Origin of the sequence: Georgfuchsia toluolica (genome assembly GCF_907163265.1) — a bacterium.
In the GTDB taxonomy this organism is placed as follows: Bacteria; Pseudomonadota; Gammaproteobacteria; order Burkholderiales; family Rhodocyclaceae; genus Georgfuchsia; species Georgfuchsia toluolica.
Map to the genome: position 1 here is coordinate 1,028,342 of NZ_CAJQUM010000001.1, position 18,032 is coordinate 1,046,373.

Annotated in this window: 17 protein-coding genes and 1 tRNA gene; 13 read left to right on the forward strand and 5 right to left on the reverse strand. The window is 59.5% G+C overall.

What is annotated here, in order from left to right; translation table 11 throughout:
* Window positions 1–101: 101 nt before the first annotated feature.
* Entirely contained in the window at window positions 102–1,280 is a 1,179-nt protein-coding gene (locus K5E80_RS04835) for a PDDEXK family nuclease (RefSeq protein WP_220635093.1), read from the forward strand.
* Window positions 1,281–1,350: 70 nt separating this feature from the next.
* Window positions 1,351–1,947 carry a hypothetical protein gene (locus K5E80_RS04840; RefSeq protein WP_220635094.1) on the forward strand — a complete coding sequence of 199 codons (597 nt, stop codon included), beginning with the start codon at window positions 1,351–1,353 and terminating at the stop codon, window positions 1,945–1,947.
* Between the two features lie 419 nt (window positions 1,948–2,366).
* Here the strand turns inward: K5E80_RS04840 and K5E80_RS04845 are convergent.
* A tRNA-Val gene (locus tag K5E80_RS04845) sits at window positions 2,367–2,443 on the reverse strand.
* Window positions 2,444–2,494: 51 nt separating this feature from the next.
* The gene (locus K5E80_RS04850) at window positions 2,495–4,384 is read right to left on the reverse strand and encodes a propionate--CoA ligase (protein WP_220635095.1); all 1,890 of its coding nucleotides are present in this window, start codon (window positions 4,382–4,384) and stop codon (window positions 2,495–2,497) included.
* A gap of 89 nt (window positions 4,385–4,473) precedes the next feature.
* On the opposite strand from K5E80_RS04850, the gene K5E80_RS04855 reads away from it, so the two are divergent.
* From K5E80_RS04855 to K5E80_RS04885, 7 genes are all read left to right on the forward strand, one after another.
* Entirely contained in the window at window positions 4,474–4,893 is a 420-nt protein-coding gene (locus K5E80_RS04855) for an HIT family protein (RefSeq protein ID WP_220635096.1), read from the forward strand.
* On the forward strand, window positions 4,894–6,447 hold the full coding sequence (locus tag K5E80_RS04860) for an ABC transporter substrate-binding protein (RefSeq protein ID WP_220635097.1): 1,554 nt from the start codon (window positions 4,894–4,896) through the stop codon (window positions 6,445–6,447).
* A gap of 361 nt (window positions 6,448–6,808) precedes the next feature.
* On the forward strand, window positions 6,809–7,789 hold the full coding sequence (locus K5E80_RS04865; protein WP_220635098.1) for an ABC transporter permease: 981 nt from the start codon (window positions 6,809–6,811) through the stop codon (window positions 7,787–7,789).
* Window positions 7,782–8,744, forward strand: a complete 963-nt coding sequence (locus tag K5E80_RS04870) for an ABC transporter permease (protein WP_220635099.1) — start codon at window positions 7,782–7,784, stop codon at window positions 8,742–8,744. The genes K5E80_RS04865 and K5E80_RS04870 overlap by 8 nt, the downstream gene beginning before the upstream one ends.
* On the forward strand, window positions 8,741–10,087 hold the full coding sequence (chrA, locus tag K5E80_RS04875) for a chromate efflux transporter (protein ID WP_220635100.1): 1,347 nt from the start codon (window positions 8,741–8,743) through the stop codon (window positions 10,085–10,087). Before K5E80_RS04870 ends, chrA begins: the two co-directional genes overlap by 4 nt.
* Window positions 10,084–10,395, forward strand: coding sequence for a hypothetical protein (locus K5E80_RS04880; RefSeq protein WP_220635101.1), 312 nt, complete (start codon window positions 10,084–10,086; stop codon window positions 10,393–10,395). Before chrA ends, K5E80_RS04880 begins: the two co-directional genes overlap by 4 nt.
* A 59-nt stretch (window positions 10,396–10,454) precedes the next feature.
* Window positions 10,455–11,534 (forward strand): rhodanese-like domain-containing protein, encoded by a 1,080-nt coding sequence (locus K5E80_RS04885; RefSeq protein WP_220635102.1) that lies wholly within the window; start codon window positions 10,455–10,457, stop codon window positions 11,532–11,534.
* A 232-nt stretch (window positions 11,535–11,766) separates the two neighbouring features.
* Here the strand turns inward: K5E80_RS04885 and K5E80_RS04890 are convergent, their stop codons facing one another.
* Window positions 11,767–12,537 carry a class II glutamine amidotransferase gene (locus K5E80_RS04890; protein WP_220635103.1) on the reverse strand — a complete coding sequence of 257 codons (771 nt, stop codon included), beginning with the start codon at window positions 12,535–12,537 and terminating at the stop codon, window positions 11,767–11,769.
* Window positions 12,538–12,630: 93 nt separating this feature from the next.
* Here K5E80_RS04890 and hflX point away from each other — a divergent pair, with 93 nt between their 5' ends.
* Window positions 12,631–13,989, forward strand: coding sequence for a GTPase HflX (gene hflX, locus K5E80_RS04895; RefSeq protein WP_220635104.1), 1,359 nt, complete (start codon window positions 12,631–12,633; stop codon window positions 13,987–13,989).
* A gap of 86 nt (window positions 13,990–14,075) precedes the next feature.
* On the opposite strand, the gene K5E80_RS04900 is transcribed toward hflX, so the two are convergent.
* Window positions 14,076–14,921 carry a fused MFS/spermidine synthase gene (locus K5E80_RS04900; RefSeq protein ID WP_220635105.1) on the reverse strand — a complete coding sequence of 282 codons (846 nt, stop codon included), beginning with the start codon at window positions 14,919–14,921 and terminating at the stop codon, window positions 14,076–14,078.
* A gap of 166 nt (window positions 14,922–15,087) precedes the next feature.
* Between K5E80_RS04900 and K5E80_RS04905 the strand changes: the two genes are divergently transcribed.
* Window positions 15,088–15,294, forward strand: a complete 207-nt coding sequence (locus K5E80_RS04905; protein ID WP_220635106.1) for a dodecin — start codon at window positions 15,088–15,090, stop codon at window positions 15,292–15,294.
* A 44-nt stretch (window positions 15,295–15,338) separates the two neighbouring features.
* On the opposite strand, the gene K5E80_RS04910 is transcribed toward K5E80_RS04905, so the two are convergent.
* Window positions 15,339–15,905, reverse strand: a complete 567-nt coding sequence (locus K5E80_RS04910; protein WP_220635107.1) for an NADPH-dependent FMN reductase — start codon at window positions 15,903–15,905, stop codon at window positions 15,339–15,341.
* Between the two features lie 258 nt (window positions 15,906–16,163).
* On the opposite strand from K5E80_RS04910, the gene K5E80_RS04915 reads away from it, so the two are divergent.
* Window positions 16,164–16,592, forward strand: coding sequence for a c-type cytochrome (locus tag K5E80_RS04915; RefSeq protein ID WP_220635108.1), 429 nt, complete (start codon window positions 16,164–16,166; stop codon window positions 16,590–16,592).
* Between the two features lie 14 nt (window positions 16,593–16,606).
* Entirely contained in the window at window positions 16,607–17,977 is a 1,371-nt protein-coding gene (locus K5E80_RS04920) for a cbb3-type cytochrome c oxidase subunit I (protein WP_220635109.1), read from the forward strand.
* Window positions 17,978–18,032: the final 55 nt, after the last annotated feature.

The following is an 18,032-nucleotide window of genomic DNA, read 5'->3' on the forward strand; positions in this document are numbered from 1 at the left end:
AGAGCGCGAAGTGAGGGTAACGGAGCGGCGAAACACATACTTGTTGGTGGAAGTAGAGGGCAGTCGTGAGTAAGAAGTATATCCAACGGGGGTTCTGGGCAATGAAAGAGAACGTTCTCGTGGATGCCAAAAAGTACCGCTACAAAGCTGAATGGGCAAGAGCCAGTGGAGGTGCTTTTACATCGGCCCAACGGAATGGATGGCTCGCCGAGGCTTGCTCTCACATGACTAGCCCGAAAGTACCTATGGGTTACTGGACGCTGCTGCGTCTCAAGGAAAATTCACAGCAGTACCAGACGCCGGCGGATTGGAAGAAAGCGAACGCAAGTGCTTATGCGACGGCTAGCGCGCGGGGATGGCTGGAAGATTGCTGCGCCCATATGACGCGTGAAAGACTGCCCTCAGGATATTGGACGAAGGAGCGAGTTATCGAAAGCGCGCTTGGCTTCTCAACAGTCGCCGCATGGAGTTTGGTTGCTGGTGACGCCTATGATGCGGCGAAGAGAAATGGCTGGATAAAGGATGCCACAGCACACATGGTTAAGATAGTTTCCCATGGCGAGCACACTATGTATTCCTTCTTGCTCCAGCATGATATTGCCTTTGAATATCAAAAGAGGTTCGGTGACTTAAGAGATAAGAAGCATCTTCCGTTCGACTTCTACCTACCGACCTTTCGGCTTGTGATTGAATTTCAAGGTCGGCAGCATTTCGAGACTTCGAAAACCAGCATGTATCGCAAGAACTTGGCGGGGCAGCAGAGACGTGATGCACTAAAGAGGTCTTACGCCGAAAGGATTGGGCTTCATTATTTGGAGCTGGATTGCTCCAAAGTCAAAGAGATTGAGTCAGCGATCATTAGCAAACTGACTGACATTGCAGCCATGAAGGGCAAACCACTTAAGTGGACAAAACATGCACTTACAGAGAATGAGAAAAAGATATTGGCGTCGCTTGGTATCTGGACGAAAGAAGCCATTTTAGTAGACGCCTTGAAATACGGTTGTATCAGGGATTGGAAAGCATGCGGCAATGCCGCCTATCAAGTAGCTTGTGTCAATGGATGGAAGGAAGAGGCTACGAGCCACATGGCGCAATTGCAGAAGCCCAAAGGCTACTGGACGAAAGAGCGTGTGCTAGAGGACGCTCGCCTCTTCACGGGTGTTATGGAGTGGTTTGGTGCGAATCAGAGCGCATGGGCTACAGCACAAAGAAATGGCTGGCTTCCAGAGGCGACAGCCCACATGACCAGACGTGTTCAAACCAAAAAATCGGCATGACGCAAATTCATCGAGGTTCGGTCGATGGGCGCTGCGCGAGAGCGCTCGTTATTGAGCGAAATTTGCAGCTATGACTTCTAAGCCCGAGGCTGAAGACATTTTCGAATCGTTCTGCGATAGCCATGCGGTATCGTGGAAGAGAGTCCCCGTTGAAAAGACTCGGACGCCTGACTATATCGTTTCATTGAATGGCCAAAGTTTTTATTTTGAAGTTAAGCAAATTGACGAAGACGACAATTTCAAGATGTCGGGAGGGGTCAGTTCAAGGACCGTCGGGGCGCACATCCGACAGAAAATTCTTGACTCACGGAAGCAGATTCAGGTGGGCGCAAAGCACGGGGCACCTAGCATCCTTTTGGTTTACAACAATCTCGATCCAATGCAGCTTTTCGGCACTGAGCAGCATGATTTCATCGCAGCTATGTACGGCGAAATGACAGTGGAACTCAAAGACAGTCGAATCGTAGATTCGTACCACGGTCGCAATTCCTTGCTCCGCGACGACCACAATACTTCCTTCAGCGCCGTCGGACACCTTCGGCATTCTGCAACCGGACCAATCGTCCGGCTCTATGAAAACTCGTTCGCGCGTAACTCGCTGAACATTGTCTCGCTTCCGCCGTGCTTTGAAGTCGTGTACGTCGAGGTAACTCAACGTGCTGCATAACCCGGCAGTCCACACGGGCGCTGCGCGATAAAGCCGCGCAGCGCCGGTGACTTCTATGTTGAAAGTCTGCTTCTCTTAGAGGTGACCGGCAGCAATGGGGCGGAACCTGCCATTTGATACCTTCGCCTTTTCCCAAACTGGACGCAAAAATATTTATTGGCATATCCACAGAAAGAAAGGCCCCACGATCGATCCCTATGAGGCCAGAGGCGGGAGATTGCTTGTGGAGTTGTGCGGATACGCCCTCCTCGCGTTTGAATAACTGGCCAGTTATGCCAATAACTCCACATGGGATGCGCGCCGTGCTATGGCCTAAATTGTGGCCCACTGTGGCATTTTGTAGCCGTTTTCAGCCACTTTTCCATGCCGTAGTTATATTACCAATTTCACCGAAGAACCGCATGATTAAGCGGAAAAATTGGTAGGCGCGATTGGACTCGAACCAACGACCCCCACCATGTCAAGGTGGTGCTCTAACCAGCTGAGCTACGCGCCTGCGAAGAAGGCGCGCATTTTACGTGAAACGCGCCTCAAGTCAAAAACTAAATCATCCGAGCAGCGCCTTGATGTTGGCCAGGGTATTCGGATCATCGAGTGTGCTCAGGTCGCCGGGATCGCGCCCTTCGGCAATGGCCTGTATCGAGCGGCGCAGCATCTTGCCGGAACGGGTCTTGGGCAGGCCGCCGACGAAATGCACCCGGCTCGGGCGGCCGATGGCGCCGAGGGTGGCGTCGACAGCCAGCATGACTTCCTTTTCCAGCGCCTTGCACAGTTCCGCTGTCGCTATTCGCGCGGCGTCCCTGACCACGGCGAAAGCGACTGGCATCTGGCCCTTGACCTCGTCCTTGACGCCGACCACGGCCACTTCGGCGATGGCCGGGTGCGACTGGATCGCCTCCTCGATCTCGCGCGTGCCGAGCCGGTGCCCGGCGACATTGATGACGTCATCGGTACGGCCGAGGATGTAATGGTAGCCGTCCTCATCGCGAATGCCCCAGTCGAAGGAGGAATACACGAGAGGTTCCTTGAAAAGACTGAAATAGGTGCGCACAAAACGCTCGTCGTCGCCCCACACGGTCGACAGGCATCCCGGCGGCAGCGGCGGCTCGATGCCGACTATGCCCTTTTCATTGGCATCGCATTCGGTGCCGTCTTCGCGGAAGATCTTGAGCTTGTAGCCGTAGACCGCAAACGCCGGCGTGCCGTAGCGAATCTCCGTCTTTTCCACCCCATGCACCGATGACAGGATCGGCCAGCCGGTCTCGGTCTGCCAGTAATTGTCGATCACCGGCCGGTCCAGTCCGCTCATGATCCATTCGTGCGTCGGCTGGTCGAGCGGCTCTCCGGCGAGGAAAAGATGCTTCAGGCTGGAGAGATCGCTCTTCTTCAGCCAGGCCGGGTCGTGCTTCTTCAAGACCCGGATCGCCGTCGGCGAGGAGAACATCACGCTGACCCTGTATTTCTCCACCAGCCGCCACCAGATACCGGGGTCTGGGTTGATCGGCAATCCTTCGTACATGATGGTCGCCATGCCGGCAATGAGCGGCCCATAGACGATGTAGGAATGGCCCACCACCCAGCCGATGTCGGAGGTAGTGAACATGGTCTCACCCGCCTCACCGCAATAGATGCGCTTCATCGACGAGGCCAGGGCCACGCAGTAGCCGCCGGTGTCGCGCTGCACGCCCTTGGGCTTGCCCGTGGTGCCGGAGGTATAAAGAATATAGGAAGGCTCCGAGGATTCGAGCCAGGTCACTGGCACCTCGGCATAGCGATGTTCGGCGCGCAGCGTTTCGTAGTCGACATCGCGCCCCGCCACCTTGTTCCAGCCCTTGTGCAGACCGCGGTCAATCATCAGCACGCGGTTGGGCGGCATCTGCGACAGTTCGATCGCCTCGTCGAGCAGATGCTTGTAGGGGATCTCCTTGCCATTGCGAATGCCGGCTTCCGCCGACACGATCAGCATCGGCTGCGCGTCGTCGATGCGCAGCGCCAGCGAGTGCGGAGCAAAGCCGCCGAAGACCACGGAGTGCACGGCACCGATGCGCGCGCAGGCGAGCATGGCAAAGGCCGCTTCGGGAATCATCGGCATGTAGATCAGCACACGGTCGCCGCGGCCGACGCCGAGCGACTGCATGATCGCCGCCATGCACATCACCTCGGCCTTCAATTCGGCGAAGGAATAGGTAATCTCGTGGCCGGTCTCGGTGGAAACATAAATCAGGGCCGCATCATGCGGCCGTGCAGCGGCATGGCGGTCTACGGCGTTATGACAAAGATTGGTCTCGCCACCGACGAACCACTTGGCAAAGGGCGGCCGCGAATAATCGCAGACCTGATGGAAGGGCTTGTACCAATCAACCAGCCTGGCTTCCTCTGTCCAGAATGCATCGGGCTGTTCAATGGATTGCCGATAGAATGCCGAGTAGCTCGTCATGACGTCCTCCTGAGTAAGTATCATTTACCGGTCAGCAGGCTGCACAAACATAGCGATACTTTACAACCTTACCGCCAAGGCCGATTGCCATGTCCTACGATCCGCAAAATATTTTTGCCCGAATCCTGCGCGGCGAACTGCCCTGCATCAAGCTTTACGAAGATGAACAAACGATGTCCTTCATGGACATCATGCCGCAAACCGAGGGGCACGCGCTGGTGATCCCCAAGGAAGGCGCCGCCATGATTTTCGAGCTGTCGCCCGCCAGCCTGACGGCCACCATTCTGACCACGCAAAAAATCGCCACGGCGGTACGCAAGGCCCTGAATGTGCCGGGCGTGCTGATCGCACAAGCCAATGGCGCCGCCGCCATGCAGAGCGTACCGCATGTGCATTTTCATGTCATACCGCGCCGCGAAGGCGAACTCATGCGCTTCCATGCGACGGTACTGGAAGACAGTGCAAAACTCGAACAGTTGGCCGCGAAAATCATCGCGGCGCTGGAATAAATGCGTCCGCACCGTTTTCTGTTTTTGCTGCTGCTGTTCACCTGCGCCGGCACGGGTGCCGCGGACCTGTCGATCGGACTTGCGGCCGATGTCTCCTCGCTAGATCCGCACTACCTCAACGTCGCCTCGAACAATGCCGTCGCCAGCCACTTCTTCGATACGCTGGTCGAAGTGGATGCCGATGGGCATTTGATTCCGGGTCTCGCCGAATCGTGGCGAACCATCAATCCCACGACCTGGGAATTCAAGTTGCGCCGTGGCGTGAAATTCAGCGACGGCTCCGATCTCACCCTCGACGATGTGCTGTTTTCGCTCGATCGCCCGGCGGCCATCGTCAACAGTCCCGGCCCATTTACCTCCTTCACCAAGCCCATCAAGAGCAAACGCGTCATCGACGCCGATACGCTGCAAATCGTCACGGCGCAGCCCTACGGCCCGCTGCCGTTGAATCTTGCCTCGGTCTTCATCGTCTCCAGACGCGCGGCGGCCAGCGCCACCAGCGAGGACTTCAACAGCGGCAAAGCCATTGTCGGCAGCGGGCCTTACCGCTTCGTCGCCTTCCGTCGCGGCGAGAGTATCGAGATGGCACGCAACGAGCATTACTGGGGGACGAAACCCGCCTGGGACAAGGTGACCTTCCGCATCCAGACCAACGATGCGACGCGGCTTGCGTCCCTGCTGGCCGGGCAGACCGACGCCATCGAAGCCGTTCCCGTCGCCGACTTGCAACGGCTCAAGCACGATGCGCGGTTTCGCATCGAGCAACGCGTCTCGTGGCGCACCCTGTTCCTGCAACTCGACCAGGGCCGCGGCGTGACGCCCGACATCAGCGACAGCCATGGCAAGCCGCTCACGCGCAACCCCTTGCAGGACAAACGCGTGCGGCTGGCCATGGCGAAGGCCATCAACCGCAACGCACTCGTGGAGCATACGCTGGAAGGATTGGGCATCCCCGCCGCCGACCTGGTAGCGCCGGGCATCTTCGGCCATGCCGACGCCCTGCAGCCCACCGCCTATGATCCCGAGGGCGCCAAGCGCCTGCTGGCCGAAGCCGGATATGCCGGCGGCTTCGACCTCGTCCTGCACGGCCCCAACAACCGCTACATCAACGATGGCCAGGTGCTGCAAACCATTGCGCAGTTCTATTCCCGCATCGGCATTCGCAGCAGGGTCGTCACCCTGCCGCTCGCCGTCTATTTCGGCAAGCTGCGCGCGGGCGCCTACAGCGTCGGCCTGCTCGGCTGGGGCTCCCTCGCCAGCGACCTCGCCCTGCGCAACATCGTCTGCACACCGGACACGAATACTGGCGCCGGTACCTGGAACTGGAGCGGCTACAGCAATCGCGACGTCGATGCGACCATCAACCAGGCCCTGGCCGAAACCGATCAGGGCAAGCGTGCAAAACTGGATGTGGAAGCCGCAACCCGCGCCATCAATGACGTAGCCATCATTCCGCTGCACCACCAGATCGTGAGCTGGGCCATGAAGAAAGGCCTGCGCTACACGCCGCGCGTCGACGAATTCACCTTCGCGCAGCAGTTCCGTAAAGAATAAAACTTGGCCACAGAGGACACAGAGAAAAACCCACGATCAAGTGTAGTGCTGCACTCTTGATGGAACATATGGAAAAAGTCTCGTCATTCCCGCGAAGGCGGGAATCCAGAGTCTTGAAAAGTCGCTGGATTCCGGCTCGCCCCCCGGGTCAAGCCCGGGGCTTCGGCTCACGACGCGGCGTCCGGAATGACCGAAGGGAATCCCCGTGGGATGACGGCTATGAATTGATGTTTCAATATCAATGTATCGCACTACTGGCAATGTTTACACCGATCATCCGAATGCCTGGATTTTGCCTTTCCTCTGTATTCTCTGTGCCCTCTGTGTCCTCTGTGGCTAATTGCCTTTTTCAAGGATAACCATGGCATTCCTTCTGCGCCGCTGCCTCCATGCCGCCTTCGTGCTGATGGCGGTGTCGCTGCTGGTGTTTTGCGCCATCCACCTCATCGGCAACCCGGTGGAACTGCTGATCGATCCGCAGGCCAGCGCCGACGATATCGCCCGCACCACGCATGCGCTCGGGCTCGACCAGCCGCTTTGGCGGCAATACCTGCTGTTCGTCGAACGCGCGGCCAGCGGCGATCTGGGCCGCTCTTTCGTGCAGGGCGCCCCGGTGCTTGACCTGATCGCGGAGCGCCTGCCGGCGACGCTGGAACTGGCCAGCGTGGCGTTGCTGATCGCCGTCGGCCTTGGCGTACCGCTCGGCTTGCGCCTTGCCGTACATCCTGGTGGCATATTCAGCCGTGGCGTTGCGCTGCTTTCCATGCTCGGTTTTTCGCTGCCGACCTTCTGGGTCGGCCTGCTCCTGATCCTGCTGTTCGCGGTGCAACTGGGCTGGCTGCCGCCGGGCGGCCGCGTCGCCGGACAAACACTGCTCGGCATTCCCGTGTCCTTTCTCTCTATCGAAGGCTGGAAGCATCTGTTGCTGCCCGCGATCAATCTGGCGCTGTTCAACACTGCGCTGATGATCCGCGTCGTCCGTGCCGGCGCGGCGGATGCCCTCGGCCGCGACTACGTGCGCTTTGCCCGCGCCCGCGGTTTGGCGCAATCGCGCATCGTCGGCGTACATGTGCTGAAAAACATCGCTATCCCGCTAGTCACGCTGATGGGGCTGGAGTTCGGTTCGCTGATCGCCTTCGCCGTGGTCACCGAAACCGTCTTCGGCTGGCCGGGCATGGGCAAGCTGCTGATCGATTCCATCAACGCGCTCGACCGACCGGTCGTGGTGGCCTACCTGCTGGTGACGACGACGCTGTTCGTCGCCATCAATCTCGGCGTCGATATCATTTACACGCTGCTCGATCCGCGCATCAAGCTGAACGAGGACAGCGGACATGCTTAAGGAAACGCCGAGCAAGTCCGTTCGCGCTGAGCCGGTCGAAGCGCAAGCCGCACCAGAAGCGGGTTTCGACAGGCCTGTCCTGAGCGAAGCCAAAGGGCTCAACCCGAACGGTGGGATACTTAATTGGCGTTTCCTTAAGTTCGCGCGAAACCCACGGCCATTTCATGTCCTGCTCGCCTTGCTCGCCATCGTCGCACTCGGCGCACCGTGGCTGGCGCCGACAAATCCTTATGACCTCGCGCAACTCGACATCCTCGATGCACGGCTGCCGCCCGGCAGCCGCAGCAGCGCATCGCACATGCTGTACCTGCTCGGCAGCGACGAACAGGGGCGCGACCTGTTCTCGGCAATTATTTACGGCTTGCGCATCAGCCTGGGTGTAGGTATTGCCGGCAGCGGCAGCGCCTTCCTCATCGGCGGCCTGCTTGGCCTGTGTGCCGCCTGGTATGGCAAACGCATTGACGCGCTGCTGATGCGTCTCGCCGATCTGCAACTCTCCTTCCCCTCGATCCTCATCGCGCTGATGCTGCTTGCATTGAGCGGGCCGGGGCTGGGCAAGATCGTGATCGCGCTGGCCGCCGTGCAGTGGGCCTATTTCGCCCGCACCATGCGCGCCGTGGCGCTGGTCGAGCGAAAGAAGGACTACATCGAGGCGGCGACCCTGCTCGGCCTGTCGACGCCGCGCATCCTGCTGCGCCACCTGCTGCCCAACTGCCTGCCGCCGCTGCTCGCCCTCTTGCCCCTGCAACTCGCGGCGGCGATATCGCTCGAAGCCACACTGTCCTTCCTCGGCCTCGGCGCACCGGTCACCGAGCCTTCGCTCGGACTGCTCATCGCCAACGGTTTCCAGTACCTGATGTCGGGCAACTACTGGATCAGCTTCTTCCCCGGTATCGCCTTGCTGCTGGCGATTCTAGCGATCAATCTCACCGCAGACCAATTACAACAGGAATGAACAAGAACACACAAACTCCCAAGATGGTTTCATTTGCCGAAGCCTTCCGCTTCTGGCTCAAGCTCGGCTTCATCAGCTTCGGCGGCCCGGCGGGACAGATCGCGATCATGCATCAGGAACTGGTCGAGCGCCGGCGCTGGATTTCCGAGCGGCGCTTCCTGCATGCACTGAATTACTGCATGGTGCTGCCCGGCCCCGAGGCGACACAACTCGCGGCCTACATCGGCTGGTTGATGCATCGCACCTGGGGCGGCATCGTCGCCGGCGGCCTGTTCGTGCTGCCTTCACTGTTCATCCTGATCGCGCTGTCATGGATCTACATCGCCTTTGGTGAGGTGCCGCTGATAGCCGGAATGTTCTATGGCATCAAGCCTGCGGTGACGGCCATCGTCATTCACGCGACGCACCGCATCGGTTCGCGCGCCTTGAAGAACAGCCTGCTGTGGGCCATTGCGGCGGCGGCCTTCGTTGCCATCTTCGCGCTCAATGCGCCCTTCCCCGCCATCGTGGCCGTGGCCGCGCTGATCGGTTACGTCGGCGGGCATATCACTCCTGCCAAGTTCTCTGCCAGCGGCAGCCATGCCGCGGCAAAAAAATCCTATGGCCTCGCATTGATCGGCGACGACACGCCGACACCGCAACACGCGCTCTTCTCTTATTTCCGCCTCGCGCAAATCGCCGTCGTCGGTGCGCTGTTATGGTTGATCCCGATGGCATTGCTGACAGCCGCCTGCGGCTGGCAGCACACGCTGACGCAGATGGGCTGGTTCTTCACCAAGGCCGCGCTGCTCACCTTTGGCGGGGCCTATGCCGTGCTGCCCTACGTCTATCAGGGCGCCGCTGGTCAATACGGCTGGCTCACGCCAACGCAGATGATCGACGGCCTCGCGCTGGGTGAAACCACGCCGGGACCGCTGATCATGGTGGTGACCTTTGTCGGCTTCGTCGGCGGTTATGTCAAGGCGGTGTTCGGCCCCAATAGTCAGTTCCTCGCCGGCGCGGTGGCGGCTTCGCTGGTGACGTGGTTCACCTTCATGCCTTCCTTCCTGTTCATTTTCGCCGGCGGCCCGTTGATCGAAACCACGCACAACGATCTCAAGTTCACCGCGCCGCTCACCGCCATCACCGCCGCCGTGGTCGGCGTGATACTCAACCTCGCGCTGTTCTTTGGTTATCACGTGCTGTGGCCCAAGGGCTTCGCCGGAAGCTTCGATGCAATATCGGCGCTCATCGCCATCGCCGCGGCCGTGGCGCTGTTCCGCTATCAGCGCAACGTGGTCCATGTGATCGGCGCCTGCGCACTGATCGGCCTCGTCATCAAGCTTGCCGGAGGTGCAGGATGAAATGGATCACCCGCCAACGCCCCCAGGATCGACCGCATCGCCTGCCCTTGGCTGGCGGCGCGCTTCATGATGACCGCTTTCCGAACGTGTTGGCGAATGAGTACAATCGGCCAACTGCCGACCTTCGCTCACTCTACAAAGCCGCCATCCGTCTGGCCGATGTACTTCGGAACCTGCCGGAAGGACGATTTACAGGGACAATCTGGAACATCCAGTCCGAAGCCGATTTCCCTGGTTCGCAGATCGAATCACCAAACCGGGGAAACTCGCTCTGCTTGAAAAGTGGGTTACACGCAGGCTATGGTTGAACTGTCGTATGCGTCTCACCCCATCAATTGTTTGTCGCATCCCCGGAGGGTATTCATCCATGTACGGCAACCTGATTTTTCGGCAGCTATTCGATGCGGAGTCGTCCACCTATACCTATCTGCTGGGCGATTCGGCGACCCGCCAAGCAGTCATCATCGACACTGTGTTCGAACAGCATCTGCGCGACCGGGCGCTGATCCAGGAGCTCGGGCTGACGCTGGTCGCTTCTCTCGATACCCATTGCCATGCCGACCACGTGACCGGTAGCTGGCTGATGCAGCATGCCACCGGCTGCCTGATCGGCATCTCAAAGCGCTATGGCGCCGCCGTGCCGGAGGCCAACATGTGGCTCGATCAAGGCGACCGTGTCGATTTCGGTAATCGCCACCTCGAAGTCCGGGCCACGCCGGGACATACCGACGGCTGCCTGACCTTCATCACCGACGACCACCACCTGGCTTTCACCGGCGACTGCCTGCTGATCCGAGCCGCCGGGCGTTGCGATTTTCAGCAGGGAAACGCCAGCCGACTGTTTCACTCGATAACCGAACAGATTTTCAGCCTACCCGACGATTGCCTGATCTACCCTGCCCACGACTACAGCGGCCGCACCGTCACCTCGGTCGGTGAGGAAAAGGCGTACAACCCACGTATCGGCGGCCAAGCCGACGAACAGGATTTCGTCGGGTTCATGCAGAACATGAACCTGCCACACCCCAAGCAAATCGCCATCGCAGTGCCGGCCAATCTGCGCTGTGGCAAACCTGAGGATGACAATGTGCCGCAACCGGCCGACTGGGGGCCGGTCCGCAAGAGTTATGCCGGCCTGCTCGAAATCGATCCCGAGTGGGTGGCGCAGCACCTCGATGCTCTCTGCGTGCTGGATGTACGCCAGCCCGAGGAAATCGACGGGCAACTAGGGAAGATTGCCGGTGCCCGTTCGATACCACTTGGCGAACTCAAGGGGCGGATCGACGAAGTCCCCCGCGACCAGCCCGTGATCACCGTGTGCCACTCAGGCATGCGTTCCGGGCAGGCGACCGTGATCCTGCGCGAGGCGGGCTTCACCGAAGTCGCCAACCTGCACGGCGGCATGCTCTTGTGGCAGCAGATGGCGTTGCCCACAGAGCTTCGATAGCGCTGGTCAGCTTGGTCTTGGCACTTGACGAGCGGCTTGGTTTCAAAATCATTTAGTGGGCGAGCTACCCCTACGTCCGCTGTACTCAGTTACCTGTCGTTGGACCTGCGAAGTGGCGAACGGCAGGTGTGGGGCGGTAGTACGCATTCACAAAATTCGCAAGCGGCCGTTGCAGATCGGCAATTTCCTTGGCCACAGCGGGTCAGTCTTGCCGAGAAGCGGTTCCCTCTGGTTACGATTCTCGCAAAGCGCCGTCGACAAACATGGCGATGCGGTCTGAGGGCAACGGCGTCCAGGTTTCGTTATCCGTCAAGGGCTGCGTGGCAATCAATGCGACGCGATCATCCTGTGTCGTGACTTCGCTGAAGTCGATGCTGACGTCCTGATCCTTGAGGTGGGCGACGGTGAAGGGGGCCTGGCGCACGATGTAGTAGAGGTCGGTGGAACGATGCGCGAACAGGCTGTCGCCGTTCGACAGCAGGAAGTTGAACTGGCCCAGCGCTCGCACCTGCGCGGAAAAGTCCTCTATCGCCGCCTGCAATCGCTTGCGCGCAGGCATACCCGCCGGAAAGCGGGCGCGCAGCGTCTGCAGCAGATGGCAAAAGGCTCGTTCGCTGTCGGTCTGCCCGACCGGCAGGAAGCTTCCGTCGAAGTCGGGCGCATAGTCCGCCAGGTTGCCGTTGTGGGCGAAGATCCAGTAGCGGCCCCACAATTCGCGCATGAACGGATGCGTATTTTCGAGGCCAATCTCCCCTTGCGTCGCCTTGCGGATATGCGCAATGACATTGAGCGAGCGGATCGGGTAGTGCCGCACCAGCTCCGCCACCAGCGAGTCCGCGGAAGGCTGCGGATCAAGGAAGACACGCACCCCGCGGCCTTCGAAAAAGGCGATGCCCCAGCCGTCGCGATGGACGTCGGTGGCGCCGCCGCGTGCCTGGAAGCCGGTGAAAGAAAAGCAGATGTCGGTCGGCACATTGCAGTTCATTCCCATGAGCTGGCACATCGAAGGACTCCTTTGCGAAGGTATGAATTATTCTCCAGATCAGGCCCCGGCGGTACTATCCGCCTTCGTTTCGACCTGAGTAGCCATCCTCGCATGCAAACAGAAGTCAATGAAAAGCCCCGCTACGCCATCGTGGCGGCCGTGCAACTGCCGAACGTGAGCGACGCGGAATTCGCGTCGTCGCTGGCCGAACTGAGCGATCTCGCCAAGACATTGGGCTACAAGGTCACCCGCACTTTCACGCAGAAGCGCTCCGGCTTCGACAAGGCGGCGTATCTGGGCACCGGCAAGCGCGAAGAGATACGCGAGTTTGTCGCCAGTGAACCCAAGCATGGCGATTCAAATCCCGTTCGCCCTGAGCCTGTCGAAGGGTCCGATCACTTCGACATCCTTTTCGTCGACCATGAGATATCGCCGATGCAGGCGCGCAATCTCGAAAAGGAAGTCGGCTGCGAGGTGATGGATCGCACCATGGTCATTCTCGAAATCTTCCATCGCAACGCGCGCTCCCCCGCCGCGCGGGCGCAGGTGGAAATCGCGCGCCTCGGCTATATGGCGCCGCGCCTGCGCGAGCAGGCCAAGCTGGCCGGGCCGCAAGGGCGGCAGCGCAGCGGCACCGGCGGGCGCGGCGCCGGCGAATCGCATACCGAACTGGACAAACGCAAGATCCGCGACCGCATCGCCGAACTGCAGAAGGAGATCGCGGCGATGGAGGTCGAGCGCAAGACGCAGCGCGCACGGCGGCAGGATCGCCAGGGCGGCGCCAACGTCGCGCTGGTCGGCTACACCAACGCCGGCAAATCCACCCTGATGCGCGCCCTCACCGGCAGCGACGTGTTCGTCGCCAACAAACTCTTCGCCACGCTCGACACCACCGTGCGCGCGCTCCATCCCGAAAGCGTCCCGCGCGTGCTGGTCAGCGACACGGTGGGTTTCATCAAGAACCTGCCGCACGGGTTGGTCGCGTCGTTCAAGTCGACGCTCGAAGAAGCGCTCGATGCTTCGCTGCTGCTCCACGTCATCGACGCCAGCGACCCCGGCTTCGAGCGGCAGCTTCAGGTCACCGACGCAGTGCTGGCCGAGATCGAGGCACAGGACGTGCCGCGCCTGCGCATCTTCAACAAGATCGACCAGGTTAACGGTGGCGGCGACGCCGTGGCGCAAGAAGAATGCGCCGCCGCGCTGCGCGCCATGTATCCCGGTTGCATCGTGATAAGCGCAAAGCGCCCGCAGGATATCGCGCGGCTGCACCAGACGATCGTCGCGTTTTTCCAGCGGGATCTGGTCGAGGCCGAATTGTTTCTGCCGTGGACGGCACAGCAACTGCGCGGAGAAATATTCGCGCGCTGCGAGGTGCTGGCAGAGCGCGCCGAGGAGGAAGGGGCGTTCTTCCGGGTTCGCAGCGAACAGGCGGCCTTGGATAGCCTGCACGAACAGATCAGTCTGGTGTGAAATCCAAATCCATGCCGAACCCTTTAGCCTCCATTCCCCTTCCGCAATAGCGCGCCCAACGCAATTCTTCCCGCCAACCCTTTTGCTTACCGCTTCGCTGCGATCTCGATTTTTCTGGCGTAGTCGGGGAAGTCGAGGCCGAACTTGTCCTGCAGCACCTTTGTTTTTCTATGGAGCAGGCGCCAGTTGGGCTTGAAGCGGGCGTCCTTGAAGGCCAGCAGCACGGAATTGCCATCGCCGCGCACGGGGACGACGATCACGCGGCCGTCGAACACGTCCGTCACCTCGTCAATCAGGCCGCGAAAGCGCCGCTTGTCACCGGCCAGGTTGATGATGAACTGGCCTTGGGGCGAGAGCCTGGCAAATGCGCTCTCGAAGAACTCGCGGTTTGCCAGTGCCGGTGCCAGGCCGATCTTGTCGAAGGCATCCACCAGCAGCACGTCGATGCCCTTGCCCGCACTGGCCAGGTATGCCGCACCATCGGCCTGTAGCACCTGCAGGCGCGATCCGTCGGGCGGCACCTTGAAGATGTCGCGAAAGGCAATCACGTCCGGGTCGAGTTCGATGGCGGTGACTTGTGCAGAAGGCAGCCGCTGATGGCAGAACTTGACCAGCGACCCGCCGCCCATGCCGATCAGCGCAATGCGCTTGGGGCTTGGGTTGAACAGCAGGAACGACATCATCTTGCGTGTGTAGCGCAATTCCAGCGTGTTGGGCGTTTTCAGCCGCATCACGCTCTGGATCAGGCGGATGTTGAAGTAGAGCGTCAGCAGTTCGCCATCGTCGATGACAAACGGCTTGGGATAGGTTTCGTCGAGCAGCATTGCCCGCAACTTGCGCGCGCCGGCATTGGGCGGGTCCGCCAGCAATACCGAGCCGGGCGCCGTCTCGAAGGGGCTGGGGATTTCAAACCAGGAGGATGCGTCAGACATGGAAGTGGAAGCGGGCGGATCAATGCGGGATTGCGGCGAGCGAAGTCTACAGAGAAAGATTGTTAATGGCCAACCACGCCAGCGCAAAATTGCGCGGTTTGCATTCTGGTACTAGACTTCAACTGCGGGCGCGGACTCCGCGCACTTATGACAAAAGGGAAACAAGATGAACAACCACGTATACAAGAAAATCGAACTGACCGGCTCTTCCAGGGCGGGCCTCGAGGATGCGATCAACACGGCCATCGCCAAGGCAGCGGAAACCTTGCACAACATTCGCTGGTTCGAAGTGGTGGAAACGCGCGGCGAAGTGGAGAATGGGAAGGTGGCCTACTGGCAGGTAACGCTGAAGGTTGGTTTTACCCTGGAATAAGCGGCGCCGGAGCAGCACTGGCTGCCTGTGCTGGCTTTTGGCAGTCAGGACGTTGTGGCCTTCAACTGAAGCGTCAGCGTTACCAGGCTTGTCAGCAATTTTCCGATCAGCGCATTTGTCTTTTCGTCGGTCAGTACGCCATTTGCATCGAAACGCTCACTGGCACTGCCGATCATGATTTCCGGCTGGTTGACGGTTGGCATGCCGAGGCCGACCAGTACCTGGCGCAAGTGGTATTGCGCCCGGGCCGAACCGAACAGTCCCGGCGAGGCGCCCATGATAGCGGCGGGCTTGCCCTTCCAGGCGCTTTCGCCAAAGGGCCGCGAGGCCCAGTCAATCGCGTTCTTCAACACGCCGGAGATGGAGTAGTTGTATTCAGCGGTAGCAAAAAGAATGGCATCGGCTTCGCGAATGGCTTGTTTCATCTGCGCCACCGCGAGCGGCAATTCCTTCTCCTTGTCCTGATTGAAGAGCGGGATGTCATCCAGTTCGAATGTAGTGAGAATCACGCCGGCGGGAACGTTGGTCTGCGCGGCACGCAACGCGGCGCGGTTGAAAGACTGCTGGCGCAAACTGCCGGCGATACCGAGAATTTTGACGGGTGGGCTCATGATGGTCTGCCTCTTGTTAAAGTCGAATCCAGATAACAGATGCTGCAATTCCATGCTTCTGACCATAGCACGCTACGCGAGCAGCACAAGCGACACAGGCAAGGCCGGTTCCAAAGCCCGCTCAATACACCTGCTGATAACGCTGCCATTCAATCCCGATTTTCTTGATTCGGATCAATTACGCAATATAGTTCTAATTCATATATTATGAGACAGCTGACCGCATCCGCGTCGGCAGGATTGCATGAAAGGGGAACCATGCCAAGTAAATTCTCAACCTCGGCAGCCCGAAACATTTTTTTCGGAGGGACGCTGTTTGGCTTCCTCCTGTTTCTGGGACTGACTTTCAATACACAGAAGCAACTACCACAACGCGATCAGCGCGCCCAGTTGTCGAACCCGCAGGTCGCGGCCGGCAAGAATGTCTGGGAGACCAACAACTGCATCGGCTGCCACACTCTCCTGGGTGAAGGGGCGTATTTCGCTCCAGAATTGGGCAATGTCTACAAGCGGCGCGGACCGGAATTCATCAAGGCCTGGATCAAGGCGCAACCTACCGGCGTACCCGGTCGCCGACAGATGCCGCAGTTCAATCTGAGCGACAAGGAACTGGATGATCTGGTGGCGTTTCTGAAATACGCTTCCGAGATCAACACGGCCAAGTGGCCACCCAACATCGAGGGCTGAGGAGGAATATCCAAATGCAATATAAATCTCAAGCGGTCGCCAAGCCCTATTTCATCGGCGCTCTTGGCCTTTTCGTGGCGCAGATTCTGTTCGGTTTGATCATGGGCCTGCAATATGTGGTGGGAGATTTCCTGTTCCCGCACATTCCCTTCAACGTGGCGCGCATGGTGCACACCAATGCCCTGATCGTCTGGCTGCTGATGGGCTTCATGGGCTCCGCCTACTATCTGGTGCCCGAGGAATCGGAAACCGAGTTGTATTCGCCGAAGCTGGCCATCGCGACGTTCTGGGTTTTCCTTGTTGCGGCGGCATTGACTGTGGTCGGTTATCTCACCGTCCCCTATGCGGCGCTGGCGAAGCTCACCCACAACGAACTGTTGCCCACCATGGGGCGCGAGTTTCTGGAGCAACCGACGGTCACCAAGATCGGCATCGTCATCGTCGCACTGTCGATGCTGTTCAACCTCAGCATGACTTTCCTCAAGGGACGCAAGACGGCAATTACCACCGTGCTGCTGATGGGCCTGTGGGGTCTGGCGATTTTCTTCCTGTTCTCCTTCTACAACCCGACTAACCTGGTGCTCGACAAATTCTACTGGTGGTGGGTGGTACATCTTTGGGTGGAAGGCGTCTGGGAACTGATCCTCGGCGCGCTGCTCGCTTTCGTCCTCATCAAGGTGACCGGCGTAGATCGCGAAGTGATCGAGAAATGGCTTTACGTGATCATCACGCTGACCCTCATTACCGGCATCATCGGCACCGGCCACCATTACTACTGGATTGGCGCGCCGGAATACTGGCAGTGGTGGGGTTCGGTCTTCTCCGCCCTGGAACCGCTTCCGTTCTTTGCGCTGACCGTGTTCGCCTTCAACATGGTGAACCGCCGCCGCCGCGAACATCCCAACCGCGCCGCGACGCTGTGGGCGCTGGGCACCGGCGTGATGGCCTTCCTCGGCGCCGGCGTGTGGGGTTTCCTGCATACCTTGGCGCCGGTCAACTTCTATACCCACGGCACTCAGGTTACCGCCGCACATGGACATATATCCTTCTATGGCGCCTACGTCATGGTGGTGCTGACCATGATCTCCTATGCCATGCCCTTGCTGCGCGGTCGCGCTGCCAACAGCAACAGTTCGCAGGTCATCGAAATGTGGGGCTTCTGGCTGATGACGGTGTCGATGGTGTTCATCACCCTGTTCCTCACCGCCGCCGGCATTCTGCAAGTCTGGCTGCAACGGGTCTCGGCAACGCCGCTCGGTTATATGGCGACACAGGATCAGGTTGCGCTGTTCTACTGGATGCGCGAAGTGGCCGGCGTGATTTTCCTGATCGGCTTGGTGGCTTATCTGGTGAGTTTCTTCAAGGGAGGAAAAGCCGCGGCTTGATAGCGCGGCAATCGACCAACCACGGGCCCTTGACTCCAGGGGCCCGTTTTTTTTG

Coding starts and splice junctions, on each gene's coding strand:
- K5E80_RS04835 (WP_220635093.1), top strand. CDS start 102: ATGAAAGAGAACGTTCTCGTGGATGCCAAAAAGTACCGCTACAAAGCT.
- K5E80_RS04840 (WP_220635094.1), top strand. CDS start 1,351: ATGACTTCTAAGCCCGAGGCTGAAGACATTTTCGAATCGTTCTGCGAT.
- K5E80_RS04850 (WP_220635095.1), bottom strand. CDS start 4,384: ATGACGAGCTACTCGGCATTCTATCGGCAATCCATTGAACAGCCCGAT.
- K5E80_RS04855 (WP_220635096.1), top strand. CDS start 4,474: ATGTCCTACGATCCGCAAAATATTTTTGCCCGAATCCTGCGCGGCGAA.
- K5E80_RS04860 (WP_220635097.1), top strand. CDS start 4,894: ATGCGTCCGCACCGTTTTCTGTTTTTGCTGCTGCTGTTCACCTGCGCC.
- K5E80_RS04865 (WP_220635098.1), top strand. CDS start 6,809: ATGGCATTCCTTCTGCGCCGCTGCCTCCATGCCGCCTTCGTGCTGATG.
- K5E80_RS04870 (WP_220635099.1), top strand. CDS start 7,782: ATGCTTAAGGAAACGCCGAGCAAGTCCGTTCGCGCTGAGCCGGTCGAA.
- chrA (WP_220635100.1), top strand. CDS start 8,741: ATGAACAAGAACACACAAACTCCCAAGATGGTTTCATTTGCCGAAGCC.
- K5E80_RS04880 (WP_220635101.1), top strand. CDS start 10,084: ATGAAATGGATCACCCGCCAACGCCCCCAGGATCGACCGCATCGCCTG.
- K5E80_RS04885 (WP_220635102.1), top strand. CDS start 10,455: ATGTACGGCAACCTGATTTTTCGGCAGCTATTCGATGCGGAGTCGTCC.
- K5E80_RS04890 (WP_220635103.1), bottom strand. CDS start 12,537: ATGTGCCAGCTCATGGGAATGAACTGCAATGTGCCGACCGACATCTGC.
- hflX (WP_220635104.1), top strand. CDS start 12,631: ATGCAAACAGAAGTCAATGAAAAGCCCCGCTACGCCATCGTGGCGGCC.
- K5E80_RS04900 (WP_220635105.1), bottom strand. CDS start 14,921: ATGTCTGACGCATCCTCCTGGTTTGAAATCCCCAGCCCCTTCGAGACG.
- K5E80_RS04905 (WP_220635106.1), top strand. CDS start 15,088: ATGAACAACCACGTATACAAGAAAATCGAACTGACCGGCTCTTCCAGG.
- K5E80_RS04910 (WP_220635107.1), bottom strand. CDS start 15,905: ATGAGCCCACCCGTCAAAATTCTCGGTATCGCCGGCAGTTTGCGCCAG.
- K5E80_RS04915 (WP_220635108.1), top strand. CDS start 16,164: ATGCCAAGTAAATTCTCAACCTCGGCAGCCCGAAACATTTTTTTCGGA.
- K5E80_RS04920 (WP_220635109.1), top strand. CDS start 16,607: ATGCAATATAAATCTCAAGCGGTCGCCAAGCCCTATTTCATCGGCGCT.